Raw genomic sequence first — 23451 nt, 5'->3', positions numbered from 1 at the left:
CCTGAGAAACCTGGAACGACTACGCCAACGACACCTGAGAAACCTGGAACCACAGCACCGACGCCACCGGTCAAGCCAACCACGCCGACTAAGCCAAGTAAGCCAACAACACCAGTTACGACGCCGGAAAGCGGTACGACCGGGAGTACGACCGGATCTTCACAGACTGGCACGACTACTGGTTCGACGACGAACGGGACTGGTACAGAAAGTACTAACGGTCAGGGTCAAGCACCACAGTATCCAAATGGAACCTTGCCACAGACTGGCGAAAACCAGCGGGACACGGGGACGTTGGTTCTTGCGGGATTGGCCTTACTGATTGCCAGTGCGACTGGTCTGGTCGGTTGGTTCAAGGAACACGGTAAAAATTAAATAACCCACAGATAGGACTGACCATGTCATTAGGCCAGTCCTTTTTGCTTTCGATTAAATTTTCGTTAGTGAAACATAATGAAAATTGTAACCCGTTTAACTATCATCACCACTAACAACCTGATATACTAAGCACGTGGATTGAAATTAATGGTGTTAACTATATCCACTGGATAAGTAACTTGTCGGTTTAACTATTTGAGTATTGAGGGGGATTTGGGGATGATTCAACATGGACGACGAACGTGGCAACGACGCTTCTGGCAAACGGGACTCCCGGTGGCACTATTGGGGATGGGTCTTGGTGGTTACTGGGAAAGTATGGTCCAACCGTCTGTGGTGCAGGCCAAGACGCGAGTAACGAGCCAGCGCCCCACACAACGATCAAACGAGTTTTTCGCGCAGACTTATCAAGGTGTTAATGGTACTTGCAAATGGAAAATTGATGGTTATGGGATCCTACACGTCTATTCCGGAACACTTAAACCGACTGGTGGCAGTTGGTCAAACTGGGGAATGGTTAAGGACAAGATTCGTAGTATCTCCATCGAAGGTCACGTCAAATTGCCGTCGAGTGCGGGGTATACATTTGGTGATTTAGGAGATATTGGTGAAATTAAAGGTTTGGAAAATGTCGATGCTAGTCAGGCGAGATCAATGCAAGGCTTCTTTACGGGCGACCGAATCACGGGGACATTAGACCTGAACAGCTGGGATACGTCGAACCTCTCAATGGTGATGGATTTGTTTGCTGATTCGAGCATCGATAAAATTAAGATGGATCAGTGGGACATGAGCCATGTTAGCAGTACCATGACGATGTTTAGTGGCCTCCGAACGGACAGCTTGGACTTGAGCGGGTGGAATCTAGCCGAGGCGACCAATTTATACGACATGTTTGATGGCGCATCGATGACGAGTCTAAATGTTTCTGGCTGGCAAACGCCGAAACTGACTTCTGTGAAGAACGCCTTTCAGGGGATGAAAAATTTAAGGTCACTGGATCTGTCGTCATTTGATTTGACCCATATTGAAACGGATTATCACGGCTTTTCAGGTATGCTAGGTGGCACGAGTAACTTACGGACCTTAAAACTGGGGCCTAAATCGGTGCTCCGTGATTCCAGTAAACGACAGTCTGCGGACCTTATCACGCCTGATAGCAATTCGTTGTATACCGGGAAATGGCAGAACGTTGGTAAGGGGACAGTCAAGGATCCACAAGGAAAGCAAGTTTTAACCGCGGATCAATTGATGCTACAGTACGACGGTTCTCAGCCGGATACTTATGTTTGGCAGCCGAAGATGGGGTCCGTGCTGGTTCACTATCTGGATGAAGACGGCGAAAAAGTTCAACCGGATAAAACTGTTACGGGGCGCGTGACCACGGCGTACCAGTTGCCGGAGCTAGATGCCCATAAGTATCAGCTATTGCAGCGGTCAGATGATGGGGTAGGGAATTTTGAGTCCGAACCAAGCGAAGTGACGTTGATTTACCGGAAGCGTTTAGGGCAAGCAACGGCGTACTATATTGATGGGTCGACGGGGAAACTATTAGATGCGACGACAACTCAGGGACTGTTGGGCGATTCTTATGCGTTGGCCGAAAAGAAGTATCCTCATTTACAGTTGGTAGCCAATCCTGAGCTGCAGACGGGAAGCTACCAGGAGAAAGAACTAGCGGTGTTTTTCGTGTATCAACCGGAGAAAAAGGAAGACTTGAAGCCAGAGTTGCCGAAGCCAGAGCAGCCGAAGCCAGAGTTGCCAAAACCGGAACAGCCGAAACCGGAATTGCCGAAACCGGAATTGCCGAAGCCGGAGTTGCCGAAGCCAGAGTTACCGAAGCCGGAGTTGCCGAAGCCAGAGTTACCGAAGCCAGAGTTACCGAAACCGGAATTGCCGAAACCGGAATTGCCGAAGCCGGAGTTGCCAAAGCCAGAGCAGCCGAAACCGGAGTTACCAAAGCCAGAGTTGCCAAAGCCAGAGCAGCCAAAACCAGAACAGCCGAAGCCAGTGTTACCCAAGCCTGGCAAACCGGCACCAACGACGCCCAAACCAACTATTCCAATCAAGCCGATTCTGCCTACGAAGCCGGTTAAACCGACAAATCCCATTATTCGACCAGTATTGCCAGTGACGCAGCCGCAGATTAGCACACCCAATCTGACAGTTGCTGATTTACGGCGACTGACCGCGCAGAACTATACGACCCATATCGGGAGTGCACTGCCAACGTTGGTCGACTTCAAAGCTGTTGCTACGAATCGGCAGGGACAGCCGGAATCGGTCTACCTAGACTTGACTCAGGTGAACCTGAATGTGGTTGGAACTTATCCCGTAATCTTGTCAACCAGTGATGGTCAGCGGCTTGTCGTTCAGCTAATCGTGGTGGACCACCAATCAGCCAAGCCAATTTCTGCTAGTGCCAATGACCTTGTTACTGGTCATGATGGAGATGCCATCGACGAAGGAACGACTGATGACCAACCCTCAACGCCAGCGGAGGATAAACAAGAAAACAATCAGCCTGCGGCGCACGAAACAGCTAGCCAGGGTAGTGCAGATGATACTGCCCGACCAGCGAACAAAGTCCTACCCGCAACGGGAACGACCGAGAATTGGTTGGCCCGAGTTGTTGGGGTGAGTTTAGAAAGCCTGATTATTGTTTTATGGCGGCGACGAAAATAACAAAAAGCGCTCGGAAGTTGCCTTCCGGGCGCTTTACTATTAGTGGACAGATTGTGTTTTGGCTTGCTTGATCAGTTGGTTCAGAACGGTTACGGTTTGTTGTTGCGCCGCTTTTTGCACCGTTGCCTCGGCCTGCTGCTTGACCTGAGTGAGTTGTTTAGCAGTTAAGTTCGGATCAGCGGCAACTTCCTTTTTGACTGCGGCCGTGACGGCTTGGGTCATGGTTGTCTTGGCAGTGGCTTCCCGTTTCTTAACGGCAGCGCTCAGCCACTTGGCTTGATGCGTGCTTAGCGTAGTCCAGGAGTTGGGCAACACAAAGGTATTTTGATGGCCAACTAGTTCGTGGTGCGTCCCGGTCCAAGAGAACAACCAGCGCCAGAAGGAATTGTTGTAGCGCCAAGTCGTGGTCTTCGTGACCATTTTGGCTTGGGTCACGTTGCGGTAGCGGACACGGTTCGTGGTCTTCAGGCTAGCAGCGGTGTGCCGCTGGCGCTTGCTGGTGGTCTTGCGGTAGACGTAAACCTTTTCTGTATTGGATTTACGAATTGGTTGATAGACCAACACATTCAATTGCTTGCTGGGTGAAATGGACGCGATGTTCGTGGTCGTCGTTTCGCTGTGCTGATGCATGCCCCAGTGCCAGTTGTCGTTACCAATCATCAGAGCGGCGCTGGCAACTAGAACAATCAGGCCGAGGCTACCAACCGTGAGACGTTGACTCTTGGTGGGCATGAGTAAAAAGCCACCGACAAAGATGATGATGCCCAGAAATAACGCGATGAGAATCATGCTGCCACCTCCCGACGGTGATCCTTAATGAACATTGCGAAGATCAAATCAATGATTCCAAATGCCGTGGCGACTAAGAATGCCGCGTGAAAACCGGACATGGCTGCCGCGTAACTCTGGCTTTGATAGGCCAGTGGCGCGCTAGTCAACAGGCTATGAGCTGGCGTGTGGTTGGACATGACATTTGCCAGCACACTCCCCAAAATAGCCGTGCCCATGGAGGTCGTGACCTGCCGCATGGTACTGTTGACGGCCGTGCCGTGGCTCAGTTGGAGGCCCTTGAGGTCAATGGAGCTGGCGGCCGTAATCGGCATGGTGACCAGCGCGACCCCAATCATGAGAATCGTGTATTCACAGATGATGTAGCTGTAGGGTGTGCTTCGCGTCAACAGGGCAAATGGCAGCGTGCCGAGCGTCAGCAGGAAGGTCCCAATCAAAGCTAATCGGCGGCCACCCATGCGGTCGTACAGGTTACCACTGATCAGGCTGACAATGCCGTAGACCAGGGCGCCGGGCAGAATCATCAACCCAGAGTGGAAGGGACTGAGGCCGCGGACCTGTTGGAGGTACATAGGCAGAACGACTTGAATCCCAATCATGGCGGTGTTTGAGAGCGCCGTGACGAAGGAAGCAATGGTAAATGATGGGATTTTTAGCAGCCGAACGTTAAGGAATGGGTCGGCTTGCGGCCATTCATGACGAGCGAAGAGGCCAATGAAAATGAGACCGACGATGATGCCGATGATAACGCTGGCAGAGCCCCACCCATTTTCACCAACCTCGGAAAAGCCGTAAAGTAGGCTCCCGAAACCAATGGTGGAAAGGATAATGGCTAGGATATCGATTGGTGATTTCTTAACCGGAATGACCGGCCGGACAAAGATCAGCGATAGGATCAGAACCAAGATGACCGGTGGAATCATGACGCCAAATAGGTCGCGCCAAGTGGCGTTGTCGAGAATCCAGCCGGAAACGGTCGGTCCTAAGGCTGGTGCGAGTCCAATGACGATCCCGCCAAGGCCCATCATTGAGCCCCGTTTGTCAGCTGGAAAAGTTACTAGCAATACGGTCTGAATCGTGGGAAATGTGATGCCGACACCGATGGATTGAACCAGTCGGCCTAAGAAAATCATGCCGAAACTGGACGCCGTGTAGCTGATGACCAAACCTACCAGAAAGAAGCTGAGCGCGGTCAGGTAGATGGTCCGCAGGCTGAAATTGTTGATCAACCAAGCACTGATGGGAATCATAATCCCCATGACCAGCAGAAAGCCGGTCGTTAACCACTGAACGGTGGCACTGGAAATATCGAAACGCGTCATTAATGTGGGGTAGGCCGTGACCAGCATGTTGGTGGTCAGTGCCGTACAGAACGTCCCGAACATTAGGGTGACCATTAACCAGACGCGGTTGAACGGCCGTCCATTTGTATCTTTCATTATAAATTGCCCTCTTTTGTCTCGGCGATAAACCTGCCGCTGAATTTAAAAATGATTATAGACTGTTTTGAAAAGAAAATAAACTGTTATTATCAGTTTATTTTAAATTTTAGACAGGGTATAATGACGAAAAGGGCTTTGGAAGGGGAAAAGTATGGTTAAACGGCGGACGCTAACACAGAAAAAAGTAATTGAACAAGCAAACCAACTCATCGCGGAGAACGGCATCGATAAGCTAACGATTCGGTCGTTGGCCGATGCACTGGATGTGCGGCCACAATCCATTTATAACTATGTCGATAGTCTGAATGATTTGTTGGACCAGGTCGGGGTCGCCTTCGTCCACGAGATTGAGCAGCGATTGATGCATCACTTGATGGGCGTCTCGGGGAAGGAAGCACTTATGGTCTTTGCCCGTGAATTTCGTCAGGGGTGTCATGAGCAGCAGCACTTAGCGCCCCTACTATTGAATCCCAATGACTTACATCAGCTTCAGCAGACGCATCTGACGCTGGTCACGCTGTATCACCAGATGTTCGCGAGCCTCCATTTAGCGGAAAACGAACCATCCGGGCTAGTGGAGTCGACGCTGTATCGGTCCGCGTTGTTTGGTTTTATTATGCAGGAAATGGGCGGTTTCCTACAGTTACCGGCTCAGCAGGTCGATGAACGGTTTGAGCAAACCATGCAGTTGGCAATTGACCAGTTTTCGACGATTGATTAGGGGTTGAAAAAAGGACAATCGACTGTCTTTTCAAATCTACAAAGAATATAGAGGGGGCATGGCAGTTGTCATGGTCCCTTTACTGTGTGCCCTGATGAAGGATTATGTCTGCTGATGTCACAGCGTAAACTGTGAAAACTTTTTTCGATTTTCGCTTGCCTTAGAGTGCACTTTAAGGTGTTTACTAAGACTTGTAAGCAATTGAGGGAGGTTATCGTGATGACGAAACAGTATCGGATTGGCGAGTTTGCTAAGCTCGTTGGGCTGTCGGCCTACACGCTTCGGTATTATGAGGACCAGGGCCTGATCGTGTCGCACCGTGACGGCAACGATGTTCGTTTCTATACGGAAGAGGACATTCGCTGGGTCGGGTTCATTCTTCACTTAAAAGGGACCGGGATGCGGTTGAACGACCTAAAACGCTACGTCCAATTACGGGCGCAGGGCGATGCGACGATTAAAGAGCGCCGCGACATGCTGCAAAAAGTTAAGGACGATGCCGAAGCCGATATTGCCGAATTACAGATGCATCTGCAGGTCTTGGGCCACAAAATCGATTGGTACGACGGCAAAGTTGACCAGACGATTGCGGACACCGAGAGCTTTCATGATTACCTACAACAATTCAACGAACAAGGAGCGAATAAAAATGGCTAAGAATGAAGATATTAAAAATGGGGTTATTTTCCCAGCAGGCGACAAGAACGAGGCGTACCAAAAGTTCTTTACCGGTCAAAGTTATTTAAACGGATTAGTTAACGATCCCGATGTGAACGTGGGTGTCGGCAACGTGACCTTTGAGCCCGGTTGCCGGAATAACTGGCACATTCACCACAACGGCTTCCAGATTTTGCTGGTCACTGGTGGCGAAGGCTGGTACCAAGAAGAAGGTCAACCCGCTCGTCATTTGGTTCCCGGCGATGTGGTCGTGACCAAGGACGGCGTTAAGCACTGGCACGGCGCAACCAAGGATAGCTGGTTCAGTCACATTGCAATTACTGCTGGTACGCCAGAATGGCTGGAACCAGTCGATGACGCAACTTACAACGCACTTTAGGAGGCTATGAATATGGCAAAGAAACAAACGGCTGGCCGCGACAACTTGGGCGATTTTGCCCCTAAATTTGCGGAACTAAACGATGATGTTCTATTCGGTCAGGTGTGGTCACGCGAAGACAAGCTGTCTGCCCATCAACGCAGCCTGATTACGATTTCCGCTCTGATTTCTGCCGGCAATTTTGAACAATTACCAGCTCATCTGAAAATCGGTAAGGGTAACGGTATCACCAAGGATGAAATTGCTGAAGTCATCACGCACCTGTCCTTCTACGTGGGTTGGCCTAAGGCTTGGTCCGCATTCAACATCGCTAAGGAAATTTTTACGGACTAAATTAAATGAATATGAAATGAGCGGTGATGCGGATAATAGCGTGTCGCCGCTTTTTTGGCATACTGTCCCTCGCTACCAGGAAGTCCGGGGACTATAATAAACGTAATAAGCTGGTGGAATTAGTGCTAACGTTTCAGAACGAAAGGGAGTTTTGGACAGATGAAATTACATAGGGTCATGATTGGTTTGGCCGGTGTGGTGTTGGTCAGTGGTTTAGTGTTGGGGATAAATAGCTTAACGACTAAGCCAACGACGGCAGAGGCCGCCTCAGCGACAACACTTTATAAGCAGTGGCAGAAGGTTTACGTAGGTGGCAAGACGCAAAAATACGTCAAGAGCAACAATGGTCAAGGGACAACGACGGCGCTGTCTGAGGGCCAAGGCTACGGGATGCTGGCGACAGTGCTGGCCGCTAAGAAGGGGGTAAAGGGGACCCACGCCACCTTTAATCAAATGTACAAGTATTACCGAGCGCACCGTGTTTCCAGCAAGGTGCCATTGATGTCTTGGCAACAAACCAAGCGTTCGGGCAAGATGACCAGTGTGGGGTCTCAAAAGAATAGTGCCACAGATGGCGACTTAGACATTGCATATGCTTTGATTTTGGCGGACAAGCAGTGGGGCAGTAAAGGCACTAACTATCGGCAAGCGGCGAAGAACCTGTTGGCGGCCATTAAGAGCAAAGAAATCAACAAGACCACGTATCTGCCGACCATGGGTAACTGGGCCACATCCAGTTATGATGTCAGCAAGCTACGGACGGCGGATTTGATTACGGGTTACTTTAAGACGTTTGCTAAGTATACCAAGGACGGCACTTGGACCAAGGTTGCGAACCGCAGTCAAGCAGCCGTGAAGAAGCTGAGTGCGCGGCACAAGACGGGATTGTTCCCCGACTTCATTTTTGTAACCGGAAGTAGTTTGAAGATGAAATCAGTTCCTGCATACAGCATCGAATCCGGGACCGACAATCAAGTTGGCTACAATGCTTGCCGGGTGCCATGGCGATTAGTGCAGACCTACAAGATGACTAAGGACGCCACGACCAAAAAGGCATTGAAGAAGCAACTGACCTTCTACAATAAGAAAAAGAAGATCACGGCGGTCTACACGCTGGGAGGCAAGGCGGTTAACAACTACGTTAACACGGCCTTCACGGCACCCGTTAACTATGGGGCCAAGGTGCTGAAGCAAACGACACTCCAGAAAAAGACGGCTAAGCAACTCCCAAGTAGTATTGAGAAGAAGAACTATTTCTCCGCAACGTTACAGGTGGTTACGGCGTTGTCGTAGGTAAATTTATTAACGACATAGAAAAGGTCTGAGCCGAAGTTGCGCTCAGACCTTTTTTGACGCCAATTCGACAAAAAAAGACCCGAGAAAGTCATCTCAGGTCCTTCATTAAAAGTTGTGTTTAGTAAGTTGAAACGTAAGCTTGGTTAGCAGTGACGTAGTTCCCGTTGCTTAATTGGAACCGGTAAGCGCCCTTGCTGTTCTTAGCAACACCAGTAACGGCAAGTTTTGTCCCAGTCTTAACCTTGCTCGTCCGCTTGCTCTTAGTGAAGCTGGTGGACGTGTATTGGTAGACGGTCTTCTTGGCTTGAACGCCGGTTACACCGGTTGCCGTCGTGTAGTAGTTAGCGGCCGGCGTAGCAGAATTCGAGTTTGAGCCAGAGAACCAGCTGTTGACAACGGAACTGTTCAAAACCTTGTTCAAGTCAACGTTGCCACTGATGCCGGAAACGCGCCCCTTGCTGGTGTATTGCCATAAGTCAACGGAAGTTCCAGAAACACTAGGCTTCGTGGAGCTGTACTTGGCGATCCAAGTCCCATCAAACTTCGAGAAGTTGAGGTTGTTGGAGTTGGCGTACCATTCGCCAGAGTACATCACCAATGGCTTGTCAGTTAAGCTCCGCATGGTCTTCAACCAAGCGTTAACGTAAGTTTGTTCCTTACTCTTAGCACTGGGCATCCGTTTTTCTTCATCCAAGGCGAAGAACTTCGTGTGCGAATTACTCCGCTTGTAGAAATCCTTGGCTTCTTGCTGGGCGTCTTTAACGCTCGTAAATTCGGCAAACATGTATTGACCAAATGGGACACCGTTCTTGTAAGCCCCGTTAGCGTTGACGTTGCTCTTCGTGTCAACGATGTAGCCAGGGTCACCGATACTCCCGTGTTGAACACGGATGATGGCGTACTTTAAGTCTTTAGACGCCTTACTCCAGTTAATATTCCCTTGATATTGCGAAATGTCCGCAACTTTGTTCCCCGCAGCACTAGCGGTCGTTGCGTTCAACCCCACGCCAACGGCCAAAGCCGCAGCGAAAACAGCTAATCCAGCACCCAGTTTGTGTAACGTCTTATGCATAGAATATATCCTCCTCAGTCTTTACCATCCATTGTACACGGTCTGGCCGGATGGGAGGTTACTACTGGTTTACAATAAGTTACAGTTCGATTGCAAAGGGTCGGGAACGACTTATTTTGAGTCGAAATGCTGCTGCAATAGGGACCAGGATAATTTGCCTTAGAACGTCAACAGTGGCTTAGTGGGTAAAATCATTAGGAGGTAATCAAACTAATCACCGTTGGAGCAAAAAAGTTGTCCTTTCAAAAAATAAAGGGCAACTTTTTACGGAGTTAGTTAATGTACAGCCGTGTAAATCTTTAAGGCTAATTTGGCCCGGTTCTTGTCAGTCGTTTTGACCGGGTTATACTTGGAGAGACCAGCAGAAACTTGCTTGTAGCTGTAAACATTACTGCTGCCACTTTCAAAGTACATTAAATCTTTTTTATTGGGCGAATGATTCAGGCCCATCACATGCCCGAATTCGTGAGCAATGGTGCTAGCGTATTCATACATCCGACCCTCACTGGCTAAAGAGGTCTTGACCTTCGTCACGTCTTTCTTTAGTTGATTGTAGGCGGGTAAGGATGTTTCAACGTTGCTAGCTTCTTGGTTGAACAGGCTTTGATAATTCTTATCACTAGTGGAAATTCCCTTGGCGGCTAGGTTAGCTTTAGCCTTGGCTTCAATCGTGTTGGAGTAGGTCGTGTAGAAGGAATCATTCAGTTGGTTGGTCATGGCAATGCCGATGTTTTGGGTTTCAGCTTGATAGTAAGACCAACGAACTTGGAGTTGCTTCTTGGCTGGCGTCCACCAGGCATCGCTTTGATCACTCTTAGTGGCCTTTGCCTTGGAAACAGAGAAGGTCAACGTGTGATTCTTCTTGGTTCCCTGGGTGAACTGCTTCTTCCCGAGTTGCTTATTCCAGTACGCCATGGCTAGTTTAACGCTCTGCTTGAGTTGCTTATCGCTGGTTTTCACGTAGACCACAGCTTTACCGTTTTTCTTCAATCCCGTTTGTGCGTCAAAAGCCAGCTTGTATTTCTTACCTAGAGTCTTGGCGTTCTTCTGGTAGTAGCTCTTACTCTTCTTCAACGTAGCAGCTGAAGGATTGACGCTGGCCGCTTGAGCGGTGACGGTACTCGTCGTGATGGCTGGTACTAGTAACACGGTAGCGGCGGCTAGCGTGAGAAGTGACTGAGCCTTTAAATGGTTTAATCCGCGCATGATATGAACCTCCCTCAATTCCCCAAAACATTAACATTTACAATAGCATAGGCTTTTCACTGATTAGGGTCAAGTGATAAAATCTAAGGAAAAAATAAGATATTTGGCTACAGGCTGCAACGGTGGTAACGCTTTCTATAAAATAATAAATAGAACGTTTGTTTGGGTAACGTGATGGAATCTGGTATAGTAACTTTAGAGATAAAGATGGGGGTAACAAAAATGGTTAAACGGTGTGATTGGGCAACATCCTCGCCAGCGATGGAACGGTATCATGACGAGGAATGGGGCCGTCCGGAGCATAGTCAACAGAAGTTATTTGAATTGCTCTGCCTGGAGACTTACCAAGCAGGATTAAGTTGGCAAACGGTGTTGAATAAGCGTGCGGCCTTCACGCAGGATTTCTATGACTTTGACCTCCAGCGAGTGGCCGCCATGACGCCGGCAGATGTGGAAAATCTGTTACAGGATGCCAGAATCATTCGTAATCGGCGTAAGTTAGAAGCGACCATCAACAATGCTCAGGTAATTTTAAACTGGCCAGAGGGTAATTTTGAAACTTGGCTTTGGCACTTCGTTGGCGGGCAACCGATTCGGCATCACTTTACGCGGACCAGTGAGATGCCGGGAACGACTGACTTGGCCCAGCACATTTCACGGGAAATGAAGAAGCGGGGGCTGAAGTTTGTGGGACCCACGACGGTTTACTCATTCCTCCAGGCGGCCGGGTTGATCAATGATCACTTGGTTGACTGCGATTGGGCACCGGAAAATCAGACAAAGAAGGGATAAAAAATGCGCTTTTTACATACGGCCGATTGGCATATTGGCAAGAAACTTCATGGATATGACCTCTTAGAGGAACAACGGGATGCGTACGAGCAGATCAAGGCGATTGCCCAGGCTGAACGAGTCGATGCAGTCGTGATCGCCGGCGATTTGTACGACCGGGCACTGCCCAGCGAGTCCGCTGTGACCGCGTTGGATGACATGCTGGTTGATTTGAATCGTAACCAGAAGTTTCCTTTGCTCGCGATTAGTGGTAACCATGACTCCGCCGTGCGCTTAGGCTATGGGCAAGAGTGGTTTGCCAGCACGGACTTCTATTTGCGGACGAGTTTTGCGGATAGTCTGAACCCAATCGTGATGGGGGATACACAGTTTTTCCTGTTGCCTTACTTTGAGCCGATTGCGGCGCGGCAGTATTTTCAAGACGACAGTATTCGGACGGTCAATGAGGCTATGGTGCGTCTAGTTGCGGCCATGCAGGCGTTATTTGATCCGGCAAAAAAACACGTCCTGATTGCCCATTTCTTTGCAGCGGGGAGTCAACATTCGGATTCGGAAACTCAGGTACAAGTTGGGGGGCTGAATGCCGTACCGGTAGACCTACTAGCGCCATTTGATTACGTTGCGTTAGGTCACTTACACCGTAAGGAAGCTTTACAAAATGAGCCAAAGATCAAATACAGCGGGTCACCGTTGAAATTTTCGACCAGCGAGGCAGAAGATACTAAAGGCGTCTGGATCGTTGATACGGACACGAATCCCGTTACGGTAACGTTTAAGCCGCTTAGGCCATTGCATGATTTGGTAGTATTGACGGATAGTTTTGACCACCTCATGGATTTTGACCGCGCCTATCCGGTAACGCCGGATGACTTTGTGGCGGTCGAATTGACGGACACCACCCCAATCAGCAACGTTATGCAGCGGCTCAAGTCACGGTTCCCAAAGGTTGTGGAACTGCAACGGGTCAACCAACTTGAGGTGACCCAGGAGCCGTTGGATGTGAAGCAGGTTCAGCAGGATCCCTTAACGTTGATGACGGCGTTTTTTGAGCAAGCAACGCAACATGAGCTGACGACGCAACAACAAGAGTGGGCGCAGAGTACGCTCCAGGCGGCTTTAAAGGAGGATGACGCGCAATGAGTCCAGTAAGGTTACACATGGAATATTTTGGCCCATATCGTGATGAAATGGTCGATTTCAATCGCTTTTCAGCGACGCCATTGTTCTTGATCAGCGGCAAAACGGGGAGTGGGAAGACAACCATCTTTGATGGGATGTGCTACGCCCTATTTGATCAGACATCCGGTGGCGACCGGACGGCACAGGCGATGCGGTCAGACTTCGCCACGTCAGCAGACCAGACGCGGGTCAGCTTTACCTTTACGCATCGCGAACGACGCTACGAAATTATTCGCGAGCCTGAACAATTGCTGGATAAGAAGCGGGGGTCAGGACAACGGAATGTTCCGGCCAGTGTTACGCTCACGGTTTTTGAAGGTGAACAAGAAATTACCCAGCTGACGAAAGTGAAACAGGTCAAGGATTACCTGCAAGACTTGTTACAAATGGATGGTCGCCAGTTTGCTCAAATCGTGCTCCTACCGCAAGGCCAGTTTCGGCGCTTTTTGGTGGCACCGAGTGAGGACAAGGCAGCGGTCTTGGAACAACTGTTTAATACCGAAGTTTTTGCACGTTGGGCGGCTCGCCTGAAGGCTAAGCTCAGAGAAAATGAGAATGCCAATCGAGAAACAGCAGCGACCTTAGACCGGTTGCAAAGCGAATTAAGATGGACTGAGGAGAATGTAGATCAAGCTAAAACCCTATTAGCCAATCATCAAACCACCGACCTGTTAGCCCTAATGGCAGCGCAACAAACGACCATTCAAGCCGCAAATGACCAGGTCAAGACACAACTTGCTACAGCTAAAACGCAGGCGGCACAGTTGATACGGCAGGATACGAGTGAAGAACAGCTGGTTCATGATCAGCAACAGCTGGGCCAACAGCAAGCGCAACGTGATCAATTGGTTACGCAACAGGCTGATATGGCTCAGCTCGAACAGACGATTTCCGAATTGGAATGGGTCCAAGAGCTGCAGCCAAAGTGGCAGGCACGGCAGACAGCGACGAAAACTGTCGAACAACGACAACAAGAACAAAAACAAGCAACTTTGGCAGTGAAGCAAGCTGATCAAGCCTATCAAGCGGCAGTTGATCAACAAAAGCAGCTAGCTCCGATTCAGCGGAAAATCGATCAAGAAAAGGATCAGTTAGCCCGTCAAGCGGCAATTCGACCAGTTTATGAACAGCTGGATCAGCTAGACCAACAATTGACGTTGGCCCAGCAGACCAAGCGGCAATGTGCGACTGCACTTGAGCGGGCTAAGCGTGAAGTGGATGCTAATAAAGTAGCTCAGACAGACCAGCAGAAAATTTTGGCGACACAGACGGCGGTATATGCCGAGCAGCAAAACTTAACCCAACGGTCGGGTGATCTGCGGGATTGGCGGCATCAGTTGGCGGAACTAAAAACAACCGATCAACAGGTCACACAACTCAATCGGCAGGTGAGCACGCAAGCTGACAAGGTGAGGATAGCTCAAACAACGGCGCAGGAAAAGCGCGCGGTTGCGGAGGAGACGAACCAGCAATTTCTAAGGAGTCAAATTGCCCGACTAAGCTCGCAGTTAAAGGATGGGACGCCGTGCCCAGTCTGTGGTGCGACGGATCATCCGCAACCAGCCGCCATTACTGCGGTTGCTGAGGTAGCCGAAGACACTGTAAAGGCGGCCCAAGCAACTGCGAGTGCGGCTGAGAAAAAGGTGAGCGATTTAGCGGCGACACTAACGCAGTGGCAGAAGACCTTAGTCGACAAGCAGGCCGAACTGGCTGAGAAGCTCACGACCTTACGGAAAAATCTGGACCAGCCAACCGCGGCAACGTTGCAGGATTTGGACCGGCAAGTCGCCAAGCTAGTGACAACTTATGACAGTGAAGTCACGGCTAACCAGCAACAAGTCAGCGCGATTAAGGCCGCACAACAGCAGGCAGAGCAGTTAACGACTGCGGCAACGACTTTAGTGGCAGACCAAGCCACGGCAGATGAGGCCAAACAAGCAGCACAACGGCGTGTGGATCGACTGACAACGCAGCTAACATCGGAACGTCAGCGGTTGCCTGAAGGGGCGGCTACGTTAGCTGAGTTTAATCAGCAGGAGCAAGCTTTGCGCGCCAAGTTGGACGCCGACCAAAAGCAATGGCAAGCCGCAATCGACCATGTTCAGCAAGCACAAGAAGGAGCTGCGGTGGCGACAACCAAGCTGCAGACTGCAACCAGTGAGTACCAGCAGAGCCAAGAACGGCTAAAAGCGGCTCAAATGGCGGTTACGTCAGCGTTGGCTGCGCATTTTGAGGATGTTACCGCGACGACTGAGGACCTGATTGAGCAACAATTACTGGCGTTGCCGAGCCTATCAGTTAAGCGCCGGCAACTTCAAAATTACCGGACGCAGGTCACCCAAGTTGAGGCAACCATTACTGAGTTAACGAAACGAATCGATAATCGACCGATGTCTGACCGTGAAGCGACTAAAGCAGCGTTAACGACGACTAATCAGCGAGTTGAGGACCTGCAGACACAGCAACATACGTATCAAGAACTTTGGCAACAAAATGATGAGCACGTTCGCCAGGTCACCCAGCAGATCGATCAACAAGCTGTGGCCTTGAAGAAGACCGAGGAGCTGACCGAGCTGAGTGGAATCGTGAATGGTGATGGGCCAAACAGTAAAGTAGGCTTGGAACGGTACGTGCTCCAGACCTACTTACGACAAATTTTGCGAGTGGGAAATTCGCGGCTACAACAGTTGACGAATGGCCGCTACCGCTTTGTCATTGACGAGTCATCAGCTAGTTATAAGAAAAATTCCGGATTGGAGATCAACGTTTACGATGACCATGTTGGCGGCCAACGGAGCGTGCATACCCTGTCTGGTGGTGAAAGTTTTATTGCATCGCTGGCCTTAGCACTAGCCTTGGGTGAGGTGATTCAACAGACCACGGGGAGTGTTGACGTGGATGCGCTGTTTATCGATGAAGGGTTTGGGTCACTAGATGAGGATGCCTTGGAAACCGCTTTGGAATCACTGGAAACGATTGAAGGAAAGCACCGAATGATTGGAATCATTAGTCACGTGAGCGAGTTACGTGATCAAGTGACGAATCAACTTCAAGTCGTTGCTGGTGGCAATGGTGAGAGCACCATCAAATATGTTTCAGATAATGCATAATTGACCCCAAAAGGAGCTGTGACAGTTGCCACAGCTCCTTTTATGAAAAGAAAAGTATCTCGCAAGCTACTGGGGCTGTCACCGGGAAAAGGAGGGGTTAGCCTAGGTTAGCTGACGGGTGATTGTCAGACTTGAGCGGAGGCCAAAGGGACTGGTCGTTTCCACAGATAAGCTATACGGATCGGATGTGGTACGGTAATTACCAAAAGCGGTTTTACTGGTGACAAAACAGCCAGCTGGACAATGCCCACGGGGTAGTTGGGTCAAACTAAGATACTTTTCACGTTAAGGATACACGACTTAGTTGGTTATAGATATCCGTGAACCATGAGATTGGTCAAAATTGAAGAGTTTTGTCGGTGAACTTCTAATACTGAGTTAATTTTGGAGAGAAACGGTTGTCATCGACGAAGGTTTGCACAATAAATCGTTAGCCCATGTGAGACTGAGTAAACGTTTAATTGATAAATTAAATCATATAATTAACGATTATCCGTGCATAACTAATTTCAAAGGTTTACAATGATTGTTAAATAAAAGAGAAACGGGATGATTTTGATGTGTACGAGTTTGACCTATGAAAACAGTCGTGGGGACCATTTCTTGGCCCGGACCATGGACTTTGCCTTCGAATTGGGTGGTCAGCCGATCTTTATGCCACGCAACCAAAAGATTCAGGGGGATGCTGGTGAATTTACCACCAAGTATGGATTCGTCGGTGCGGGGAGAAATCTCAGCCACTACATTTTTGTTGATGGGGTCAATGAGTATGGTCTCGGTGCGGCGGCTTTGTATTTCTCAGCATATGCTAAGTACGCCAAGGAAGCGCCAGCAGATAAATTAGGCCTGGCACCACATGACGTTACGGCCTGGGTGTTGGGCAATGCCAAGAGTGTTGCCGACTTACGGGAACAAGTGAAGCACATTCAAATTTTAGACATCCCAGTCTCTTTGCTAGGGCTGACGACGCCTTTACACTTTATCTTTAGTGACCCTACTGGTGATACTGCGGTCTTGGAAGCCACTAGTCATGATCTCCATCTGATCGATGATCCAGTTGGTGTTATGGCGAACTCACCACAATTGAGCTGGCACTTGCAAAACCTGAGTACGTATGGGACTTTGACGGCTGAAGACCGGCCACTTCACGACTACATGGGCTTTGGGCTGAAAACCCAGGGACCCGGTACTGGTGCACTCGGCTTACCCGGGGATTATACGTCACCTTCACGATTTGTGCGGACCGTATTTAACCGGCATTTCAGTGATCCGACACCAGACGTGCCAAGTACGCTGAACTTATTGCAACACCTACTAGATGGGGTCACGATTCCTAAGGGTGTCAAGCTAAAGGCCGATGGTCACAGTGACTACACGCAATACCGCGGTTACATGAGTCTCGAGGAACGGGCCTACTACATGGAGCCCTACGACAACCTTGAATTGCAAGGCGTTAAGATTACTGATGAAATGTTGACGGATTGGGACACCCCCGTTGAGTATCCGTTAGACCACAAGCCGCACGTTCATCAGTTGAACTAGGGCGGTCGCCAATGAAAACGATGATCCAGAAAAGTTTTGCCGAACTAAGTCCCCGAGAGTTGTTTCAAATTTATCAGCTCCGGGTGGCAGTCTTTGTTGTGGAGCAGGATTGTGCGTATCAGGAGGTCGATGACCTGGACCTGACGGCGCAACATTTATTGCGCTACGATGAGGCTGGTAACCTGATTGCGTACGCACGGCTGATGGATGAGGGACAACAAGTCCGTATTGGGCGGGTCGTTGTGGCCCAATCAGCCCGGAAACACGGTGCGGGACGTGATTTAGTAGCTGCCGCGATTAATGCGGCTCAGGCCACTTATCCCGCAGCTGAGCGGATCGTGATTCAAGCCCAAGCTTATCTGCAGAAATTTTACGCCTCGTTTGGGTTCCAACCGGTCAGCGAAGTCTATTTGGATACGGGAATTCCGCATTTAGATATGGTTTTACCAGTAAATAATAATTAATAGGCCTGACTAATTTCAGGACAATAAAAAGGTCTGGGACGAAAACCCAGACCTTTTGTGTCTCCAAATTTATATTGCGGAAACGTACGACAAAAGGCAGTCAACTCCGCTTAACCCCGATAGACAAACAATCCAAAATCGGGATTGTTTGTCTATCGACGTTAATGCTCATTGACTAATCGCAATGCTTTTGTCTCACTCTTTTTTCCGTTTATCGCCGTTGGTTGGCAACGAAGATAAAGTTATTGATTAATTTAGAAGGTGTCCCCAAGGCAATGACCGCCCGGAGCGGCATGTTCAGGAACATCCGGTCCTTCAAGGCTAGGGATTCGCCATTTTCATCGGTATCGACGAATGGATTGCCACTGTTATCACCGTTGGCTTGCGGTGTGATGATGGTTTCCTTGAAGATCTTTAGGAGTTCTGGGTCTTGAATAATCGTTGAAAGGTAAGTCTCACTCGTGACGGGTGCCGGCGAGTTCTTGAAGTCCATAGTGAGCTTCGTTTGCAGGCGCATGTCACGGGAGGATTCCCCAATCATGATTTCATAGTCGCCAGAATCGGCTTGCCAGCGGTGATTGCGTTCGCACCACCAGCTGAAGTCGCGGCGTTCCAATTTCAACGTGACCGGTTCAGTCTTTCCAGGTTCCACCATGATCTTCGTAAATGCGCGCAATTCCTTCGTGGGCATTGGCGCATGGGAAGCATGGTTAGCCACGTAGAGTTGTGGGACCGCTTGACCGGCGCAATCACCGGTATTGGTGACATCAAAGGTCACAGTGGCACCACGTTCATTTTGATCAATTGCCAGATTGGTATATTCAAAGCTGGTATAGCTCAAGCCATGGCCAAATGGGAAGAGGACGTGCATTTCATGCGTATCGTAGTAACGGTAGCCCATGAAGATACCTTCGGAGTAGTATTCGTGATGCGGATCTTGACCAAAGGTAGGGGACATCGGTGTGTCGGTCAACTTCAACGGGAAGGTTTCGGCCAAGTGACCGGATGGGTTGACGGCACCAGTGATGACGTCCCAGGTTGCTTCACCCACGGCTTCACCGGCCAAATAGGTTTCGACAACGGCCGCAATGTTTTGAATCCACGGCATTTCGACCGCAGAGCCATTCTGCAAGACGACCGTCGTGTGGGCGTTCACCTTGGACAGGCTGCCGATGAGGTCGGTTTGGTTCTCGGGCAACATCAGTGAGGACTTGTCGAAGCCTTCAGATTCAGCACTCGCGGGATAGCCAGCGAAAATGATGACGTGATCCGCCGTCTTCGCTGCCTGCAGGGCTGTTTGGACTAAACTGTCATCCGTTTCACTTTGGTCGATACGGTAACCGGGATAGTAGTCGGCACTCAGACCACTCTGCTTCAGAGCGGCTAATGGCGTGACTAAATCGCTGGGGTTAACATGGGAACTACCGGCACCCTGATAACGGGGATGGTCGGCCAATTCACCAATGACGACAACCTTGCCGGCGTTGGTCGATGTCAGTGGCAATTCGTCGTGGTAGTTCTTGAGCAGAACAATCCCATCATCGGCCAGTTTCCGGGCAAATTGGTGGTGCGCAACATGGTCATACTTGCCAGGTTCAGGCGCTGGCAACCAGTTCTCGACGACGTGGAGTAAGTGCCGAACCGACTTGTTCAGCGTGCCTTCGTCCAGTTCGCCAGTTTCAACGGCACGAATGATTTCGTCCACGGAAGCTTGGCCCTTACCAGGCATTTCCAAGTCCAGACCGGCTCGTAATGCAGCAGGGTGGTCAGCAACCGCCCCCCAGTCAGACATGACGGCGCCATGGAAGCCCCATTCGTCACGTAAAATCCGGCGTAATAAGCGAGAGTTTTGTGAGTTCAGGGTGCCATTGATTTTGTTGTAAGAGGTCATAACGGTCGCAGGTAAGGCCGCCTTAATAATAATTTCAAACGTGCGTAAGTAGAGTTCGCGCAGCGTCCGTTGTGACATGTCACTAGAAGCCGTGAACCGTTGATTTTCCCGGTTGTTGGCAGCGAAATGCTTAACAGAAACTCCGACGTGCTTGGATTGTACCCCTTGAACGTAGGCACTACCCAACTTACCGGCAACTAGGGGATCTTCGGAGAAATATTCGAAATTCCGACCGCCAAGTGGGGAGCGCTTCAGGTTGACCCCAGGTCCCAGCAATAAGCTGACCTGTTCAGCCCGAGCTTCTTCACCAAGGTGTTCACCCAATTGGCGTAACAGCGGTTGATTCCAAGTGCTGGCGTTTAGGGCCGCAGAAGGATAGGTGATTGCCGTGACCGCGGCGTTGATGTCGTTGGCCCCAGCACTTGAATCCTGTTTCCGTAACCCCGAGGGGCCATCCGTCATCATCAAAGCGGGAATATCTAAGCGGTTAATTGCAGCGGTGTACCAATTGTTTTTACCCGAAAGTAAAGCCGCCTTTTCTGGTAGCGTGAGTGCAGCAAGCGTTCGTTCGATGTCCATACGTTCAAATCCTTTCTACTCGTTCATTATTTCTAGTATACCGTTTTCATTGCGGAGATGTTAGCGGTTCGCGAATATCTTAAAAGATAGATTGTGGGAATGGTTGCGCTGCGGCTACCAGGGATTCCGCCTGCTATGGGGAACACCTCCAGCCTGAGAAGCGGGCTTCCGGCTCGCCTGAAAGCCGCGAAGAAGCGCGTCTCTCAGGTCGTCCCACGATGTAAGCCGAGAAAGTACCTCGGCAAACATCGTCGACACAGCCGGCTACACCCCTGGCCTCCTCCGGCTCTGATTGTGCTTTGTTGGCAGCAGTAGTCGTAAACCGTTTGCTACTTGTCTAGCAGACAATCATGGATTATTGATCAGTCAGCAAGTGATTGATATCAGTCCATCGTTGGTTAGTGTGCCTTGCCATCGACAGTAAGATTTCAGACTGGCAGTATGGTTTAAAGGGCATGTGCGACTAATCTTAATCGGATCTTCGGCGAGGACGTCCTACTAAAATCTCGAAAATGAATTGCTTTGAAATACTGTCATAACAGTATCTAAAACGATTACATTTCCCACTCGAAAACAAAACTTTTGACAAACGTTTTGAAGTAGGGTAACTTTAATCTTGTGCAATCCGATTAATTACAAAAAGTAAGGAGGAAAAATTACGATGATGATCAACGCAAATCAAATTCAATTGATGTCTGCCGCATGTTGCGAATGTAACGTGTGCTCTTTGCGTTGCTCAAATTCGTGATTTTTCGGCTAAACCGTAGCAATACATAACGACGACTCCGGTTGTCAGTGTAGCGGGTTACCTTTCACGATGCGAGTGAAGGGTAACTCGCTTTTTCTGTACCACGTCACAATTTAGGGATTGCACGCCACTAAATTTGAGGAAAAAGGGAGCATTAAGTTTATGAAGAGATGGACTGGATTTGGATTAGTCGCTGCAGTGATTGCTATGGGCCTGGGGTTAGCGGCTTGTGGCCAATCAACGTCAACGGCAAAGCCTTCGCAGGTGCTCCGGTTACCAGCGACGGCACAGCTAGATACCATTGATCTCGCCAAGGCTACGGGGTACGGCCAGACGGGAAATGTGTTCGAAAGTTTTTATCGGTTAGGCAAGGATGGTAAGGTTGCGCCCGGCCTGGCTGACTCCGCGAAAGTTTCAAAGGATAAAAAGACGTGGACGTTCCACGTTCGAGACAACGCCAAGTGGAGCAACGGCGACAAAATTACCGCGCAGGACTTCGTTTATTCTTGGCGGCGGACGTTAACGCCGTCGACCAAGTCGTCTTACATGAATATGTTCTCCGGCATTAAGAACGGGGACAAGATTATTGCGGGCAAGGCGAACCCCGACACCATTGGCATCAGTGCTAAGAACAAGCAGACGGTTGTTATCCAATTGGATAAGCCCATCGCTTACTTCAAGATTTTAATGGCCTATCCGCTATTTGCCCCCCAAAACGAAAAGGTGATCAACAAATACGGTAAGAAATATGCCACCAAGTCACAGTACATGGTGTACAGTGGGCCATTTAAAATCACCAACTGGACGGGGACTGGCAACACCTGGTCCTTCGTCAAGAACAACCAGTACTGGGATAAAAAGGTCGTGAAACTCCACCAGATCAACTACCAGGTGGTCACGAACCCTCAGACCGGTCTGAGCCTCTATCAAAATAAGAAATTGGACTTCGCTCAGCTTTCAAACGAGCAGGTGAAGAATTATAAGAATAATAGCGCCTTTCAGGAATATCCGTACTCCATCGTCATTCACCTGAAGTACAATTTCCAAGACGCCAACAAGGAAAAACGGCGGATCATGAGCAATCAGAATATTCGTCAGGCCATTGCATTGTCCATCAACCGCAGCCAGTTGACGAAGAAGGTTCTGGGTGATGGTTCCGTGACGCCAACCGGATTTGTAGCGAGTGGGTTAGCACGTGACCCTAAGACGGGGGAAGACTTTGCCAAGCAACAGGCGGTAAAGAACACAACGACTTACAATCCAACGCTAGCCAAGCAGAAATGGGCGGCTGGTTTGAAGCAATTAGGGATTAAGAAGGTCAACCTGAGCATCATGGCTGGTAACGATGACGTGGCGGCCAGCACCGTGACCCAGTACCTGAAGAGTGCGTTGGAAAGGAACCTGAAGGGCTTTGACCTGACGATTCAAAACGTGCCTGCTTCCGTTGCCCAGTCGCGGTCGACTAGTGGTGACTTTGACCTCTACCTGTCTCACTGGGGGGCCGACTTCAACGACCCAATTTCCTTCTTGCAGATTCCAGTCAGCTCGAACTCGTTGAACTACGGCAAATGGTCAAGCAAGACGTATGACAAGTTGATTGCCAAGGCGCAGAACCAAGATGCCGGTAACGATGAGGCGCGTTGGCAGGACATGGTGCAGGCGGCTAAGTTGATCAACAAGACGCAGAGCTTTACGCCACTTTACCAAGCCAACTACGCTTACCTCCAACGGACTGACGTGAAGGGCATCATCCACAACACGGCCGGGACACAGTGGAGTTACAAGTACGCTTATATCAAGTAGTGTGTGATAGGATAGGGCACTGGTTAGCATCGCCTTACCGGCCGGCAGATATGGGCTGGAACGGTGCGAACGCAACTTGAAGCCTCGAAGATCACGAGTCTTCAAGATTGGTTTTCTGCTAAGCCGGCCAGAAACGCCGACTAAGCAGAACGACGCGCCATTTGTCGACCTCTCAGCTTACATTGTGGTCTTATGAGATATTGACTTAGTTAGTTCGGAACCTGTAACTGATTTACGTCGATTCAATTTGACCCGATACCTAAAACTCGACGCATTGCTGGCCCGTGGGCAGATTCAAAGGGGCCGACAATGTGTGTCGTGCAGTGATTTCTGAATTTAATCGTCACTAACATAACAGGACGGT

Annotated in this window: 17 protein-coding genes and 2 pseudogenes; 13 read left to right on the top strand and 6 right to left on the bottom strand. The window is 49.7% G+C overall.

What is annotated here, in order from left to right; genetic code table 11:
• Both JUF10_RS00175 and JUF10_RS14240 read left to right on the top strand, forming a co-directional pair.
• Positions 1-375: pseudogene (locus JUF10_RS00175) on the top strand (hypothetical protein); the annotation flags it as partial.
• Between the two features lie 222 nt (positions 376-597).
• Positions 598-2064 (top strand): annotated as a pseudogene (locus JUF10_RS14240) (MucBP domain-containing protein); the annotation flags it as partial.
• Positions 2065-2072: 8 nt separating this feature from the next.
• Here the strand turns inward: JUF10_RS14240 and JUF10_RS14235 are convergent.
• The 3 genes from JUF10_RS14235 to JUF10_RS00160 all read right to left on the bottom strand — a co-directional run bounded on the left by JUF10_RS14235 (position 2073) and on the right by JUF10_RS00160 (position 5291).
• Positions 2073-2489: a pentapeptide repeat-containing protein gene (locus JUF10_RS14235; RefSeq protein WP_373301244.1), complete on the bottom strand. Its 417-nt coding sequence runs from the start codon at positions 2487-2489 to the stop codon at positions 2073-2075.
• A 613-nt stretch (positions 2490-3102) separates the two neighbouring features.
• Positions 3103-3852 (bottom strand): DUF4811 domain-containing protein, encoded by a 750-nt coding sequence (locus tag JUF10_RS00165; protein ID WP_203640230.1) that lies wholly within the window; start codon positions 3850-3852, stop codon positions 3103-3105.
• Positions 3849-5291, bottom strand: a complete 1443-nt coding sequence (locus JUF10_RS00160; RefSeq protein ID WP_203640229.1) for an MDR family MFS transporter — start codon at positions 5289-5291, stop codon at positions 3849-3851. The genes JUF10_RS00165 and JUF10_RS00160 overlap by 4 nt, the downstream gene beginning before the upstream one ends.
• 154 nt (positions 5292-5445) lie before the next feature.
• On the opposite strand from JUF10_RS00160, the gene JUF10_RS00155 reads away from it, so the two are divergent.
• The 5 genes from JUF10_RS00155 to JUF10_RS00135 all read left to right on the top strand — a co-directional run bounded on the left by JUF10_RS00155 (position 5446) and on the right by JUF10_RS00135 (position 8698).
• The gene (locus tag JUF10_RS00155; RefSeq protein ID WP_203640228.1) at positions 5446-6015 is read left to right on the top strand and encodes a TetR/AcrR family transcriptional regulator; all 570 of its coding nucleotides are present in this window, start codon (positions 5446-5448) and stop codon (positions 6013-6015) included.
• A 219-nt stretch (positions 6016-6234) separates the two neighbouring features.
• Positions 6235-6672 (top strand): MerR family transcriptional regulator, encoded by a 438-nt coding sequence (locus JUF10_RS00150; RefSeq protein WP_373301243.1) that lies wholly within the window; start codon positions 6235-6237, stop codon positions 6670-6672.
• Positions 6665-7072 carry a cupin domain-containing protein gene (locus JUF10_RS00145; RefSeq protein ID WP_203640226.1) on the top strand — a complete coding sequence of 136 codons (408 nt, stop codon included), beginning with the start codon at positions 6665-6667 and terminating at the stop codon, positions 7070-7072. Before JUF10_RS00150 ends, JUF10_RS00145 begins: the two co-directional genes overlap by 8 nt.
• Before the next feature lie 12 nt (positions 7073-7084).
• Positions 7085-7405: a carboxymuconolactone decarboxylase family protein gene (locus tag JUF10_RS00140; protein WP_125685294.1), complete on the top strand. Its 321-nt coding sequence runs from the start codon at positions 7085-7087 to the stop codon at positions 7403-7405.
• A gap of 159 nt (positions 7406-7564) precedes the next feature.
• Positions 7565-8698, top strand: a complete 1134-nt coding sequence (locus JUF10_RS00135; RefSeq protein WP_203640225.1) for a family 8 glycosyl hydrolase — start codon at positions 7565-7567, stop codon at positions 8696-8698.
• A 121-nt stretch (positions 8699-8819) separates the two neighbouring features.
• On the opposite strand, the gene JUF10_RS00130 is transcribed toward JUF10_RS00135, so the two are convergent.
• Complete coding sequence (locus JUF10_RS00130) at positions 8820-9773, bottom strand: GH25 family lysozyme (protein WP_203640224.1); 954 nt, start codon at positions 9771-9773, stop codon at positions 8820-8822.
• A 276-nt stretch (positions 9774-10049) separates the two neighbouring features.
• The gene (locus tag JUF10_RS00125; protein ID WP_203640223.1) at positions 10050-10979 is read right to left on the bottom strand and encodes a matrixin family metalloprotease; all 930 of its coding nucleotides are present in this window, start codon (positions 10977-10979) and stop codon (positions 10050-10052) included.
• 222 nt (positions 10980-11201) lie between these two features.
• Here JUF10_RS00125 and JUF10_RS00120 point away from each other — a divergent pair, with 222 nt between their 5' ends.
• The 5 genes from JUF10_RS00120 (at position 11202) to JUF10_RS00100 (ending at position 18066) form a co-directional block, all read left to right on the top strand.
• On the top strand, positions 11202-11771 hold the full coding sequence (locus JUF10_RS00120; protein WP_203640222.1) for a DNA-3-methyladenine glycosylase I: 570 nt from the start codon (positions 11202-11204) through the stop codon (positions 11769-11771).
• 3 nt (positions 11772-11774) lie between these two features.
• Positions 11775-12911, top strand: a complete 1137-nt coding sequence (locus JUF10_RS00115; protein ID WP_203640221.1) for an exonuclease SbcCD subunit D — start codon at positions 11775-11777, stop codon at positions 12909-12911.
• Positions 12908-16060, top strand: a complete 3153-nt coding sequence (locus JUF10_RS00110) for an AAA family ATPase (RefSeq protein WP_203640220.1) — start codon at positions 12908-12910, stop codon at positions 16058-16060. The genes JUF10_RS00115 and JUF10_RS00110 overlap by 4 nt, the downstream gene beginning before the upstream one ends.
• A 558-nt stretch (positions 16061-16618) precedes the next feature.
• On the top strand, positions 16619-17602 hold the full coding sequence (locus JUF10_RS00105) for a choloylglycine hydrolase family protein (protein ID WP_203640235.1): 984 nt from the start codon (positions 16619-16621) through the stop codon (positions 17600-17602).
• 11 nt (positions 17603-17613) lie between these two features.
• Entirely contained in the window at positions 17614-18066 is a 453-nt protein-coding gene (locus JUF10_RS00100; RefSeq protein WP_236008109.1) for a GNAT family N-acetyltransferase, read from the top strand.
• Between the two features lie 211 nt (positions 18067-18277).
• Here JUF10_RS00100 and JUF10_RS00095 read toward each other — a convergent pair whose 3' ends face one another.
• Positions 18278-20536, bottom strand: coding sequence for a glycoside hydrolase family 3 C-terminal domain-containing protein (locus JUF10_RS00095; protein ID WP_203640219.1), 2259 nt, complete (start codon positions 20534-20536; stop codon positions 18278-18280).
• 910 nt (positions 20537-21446) lie between these two features.
• On the opposite strand from JUF10_RS00095, the gene JUF10_RS00090 reads away from it, so the two are divergent.
• Entirely contained in the window at positions 21447-23087 is a 1641-nt protein-coding gene (locus JUF10_RS00090; protein ID WP_203640218.1) for a peptide ABC transporter substrate-binding protein, read from the top strand.
• Positions 23088-23451 lie beyond the last annotated feature (364 nt).

This window comes from Levilactobacillus andaensis (assembly GCF_016861695.1).
In the GTDB taxonomy this organism is placed as follows: domain Bacteria; phylum Bacillota; class Bacilli; order Lactobacillales; family Lactobacillaceae; genus Levilactobacillus; species Levilactobacillus andaensis.
The sequence above is the reverse complement of the archived record's forward strand: the minus strand, read 5'-3'. Positions and strand labels throughout refer to the sequence as shown.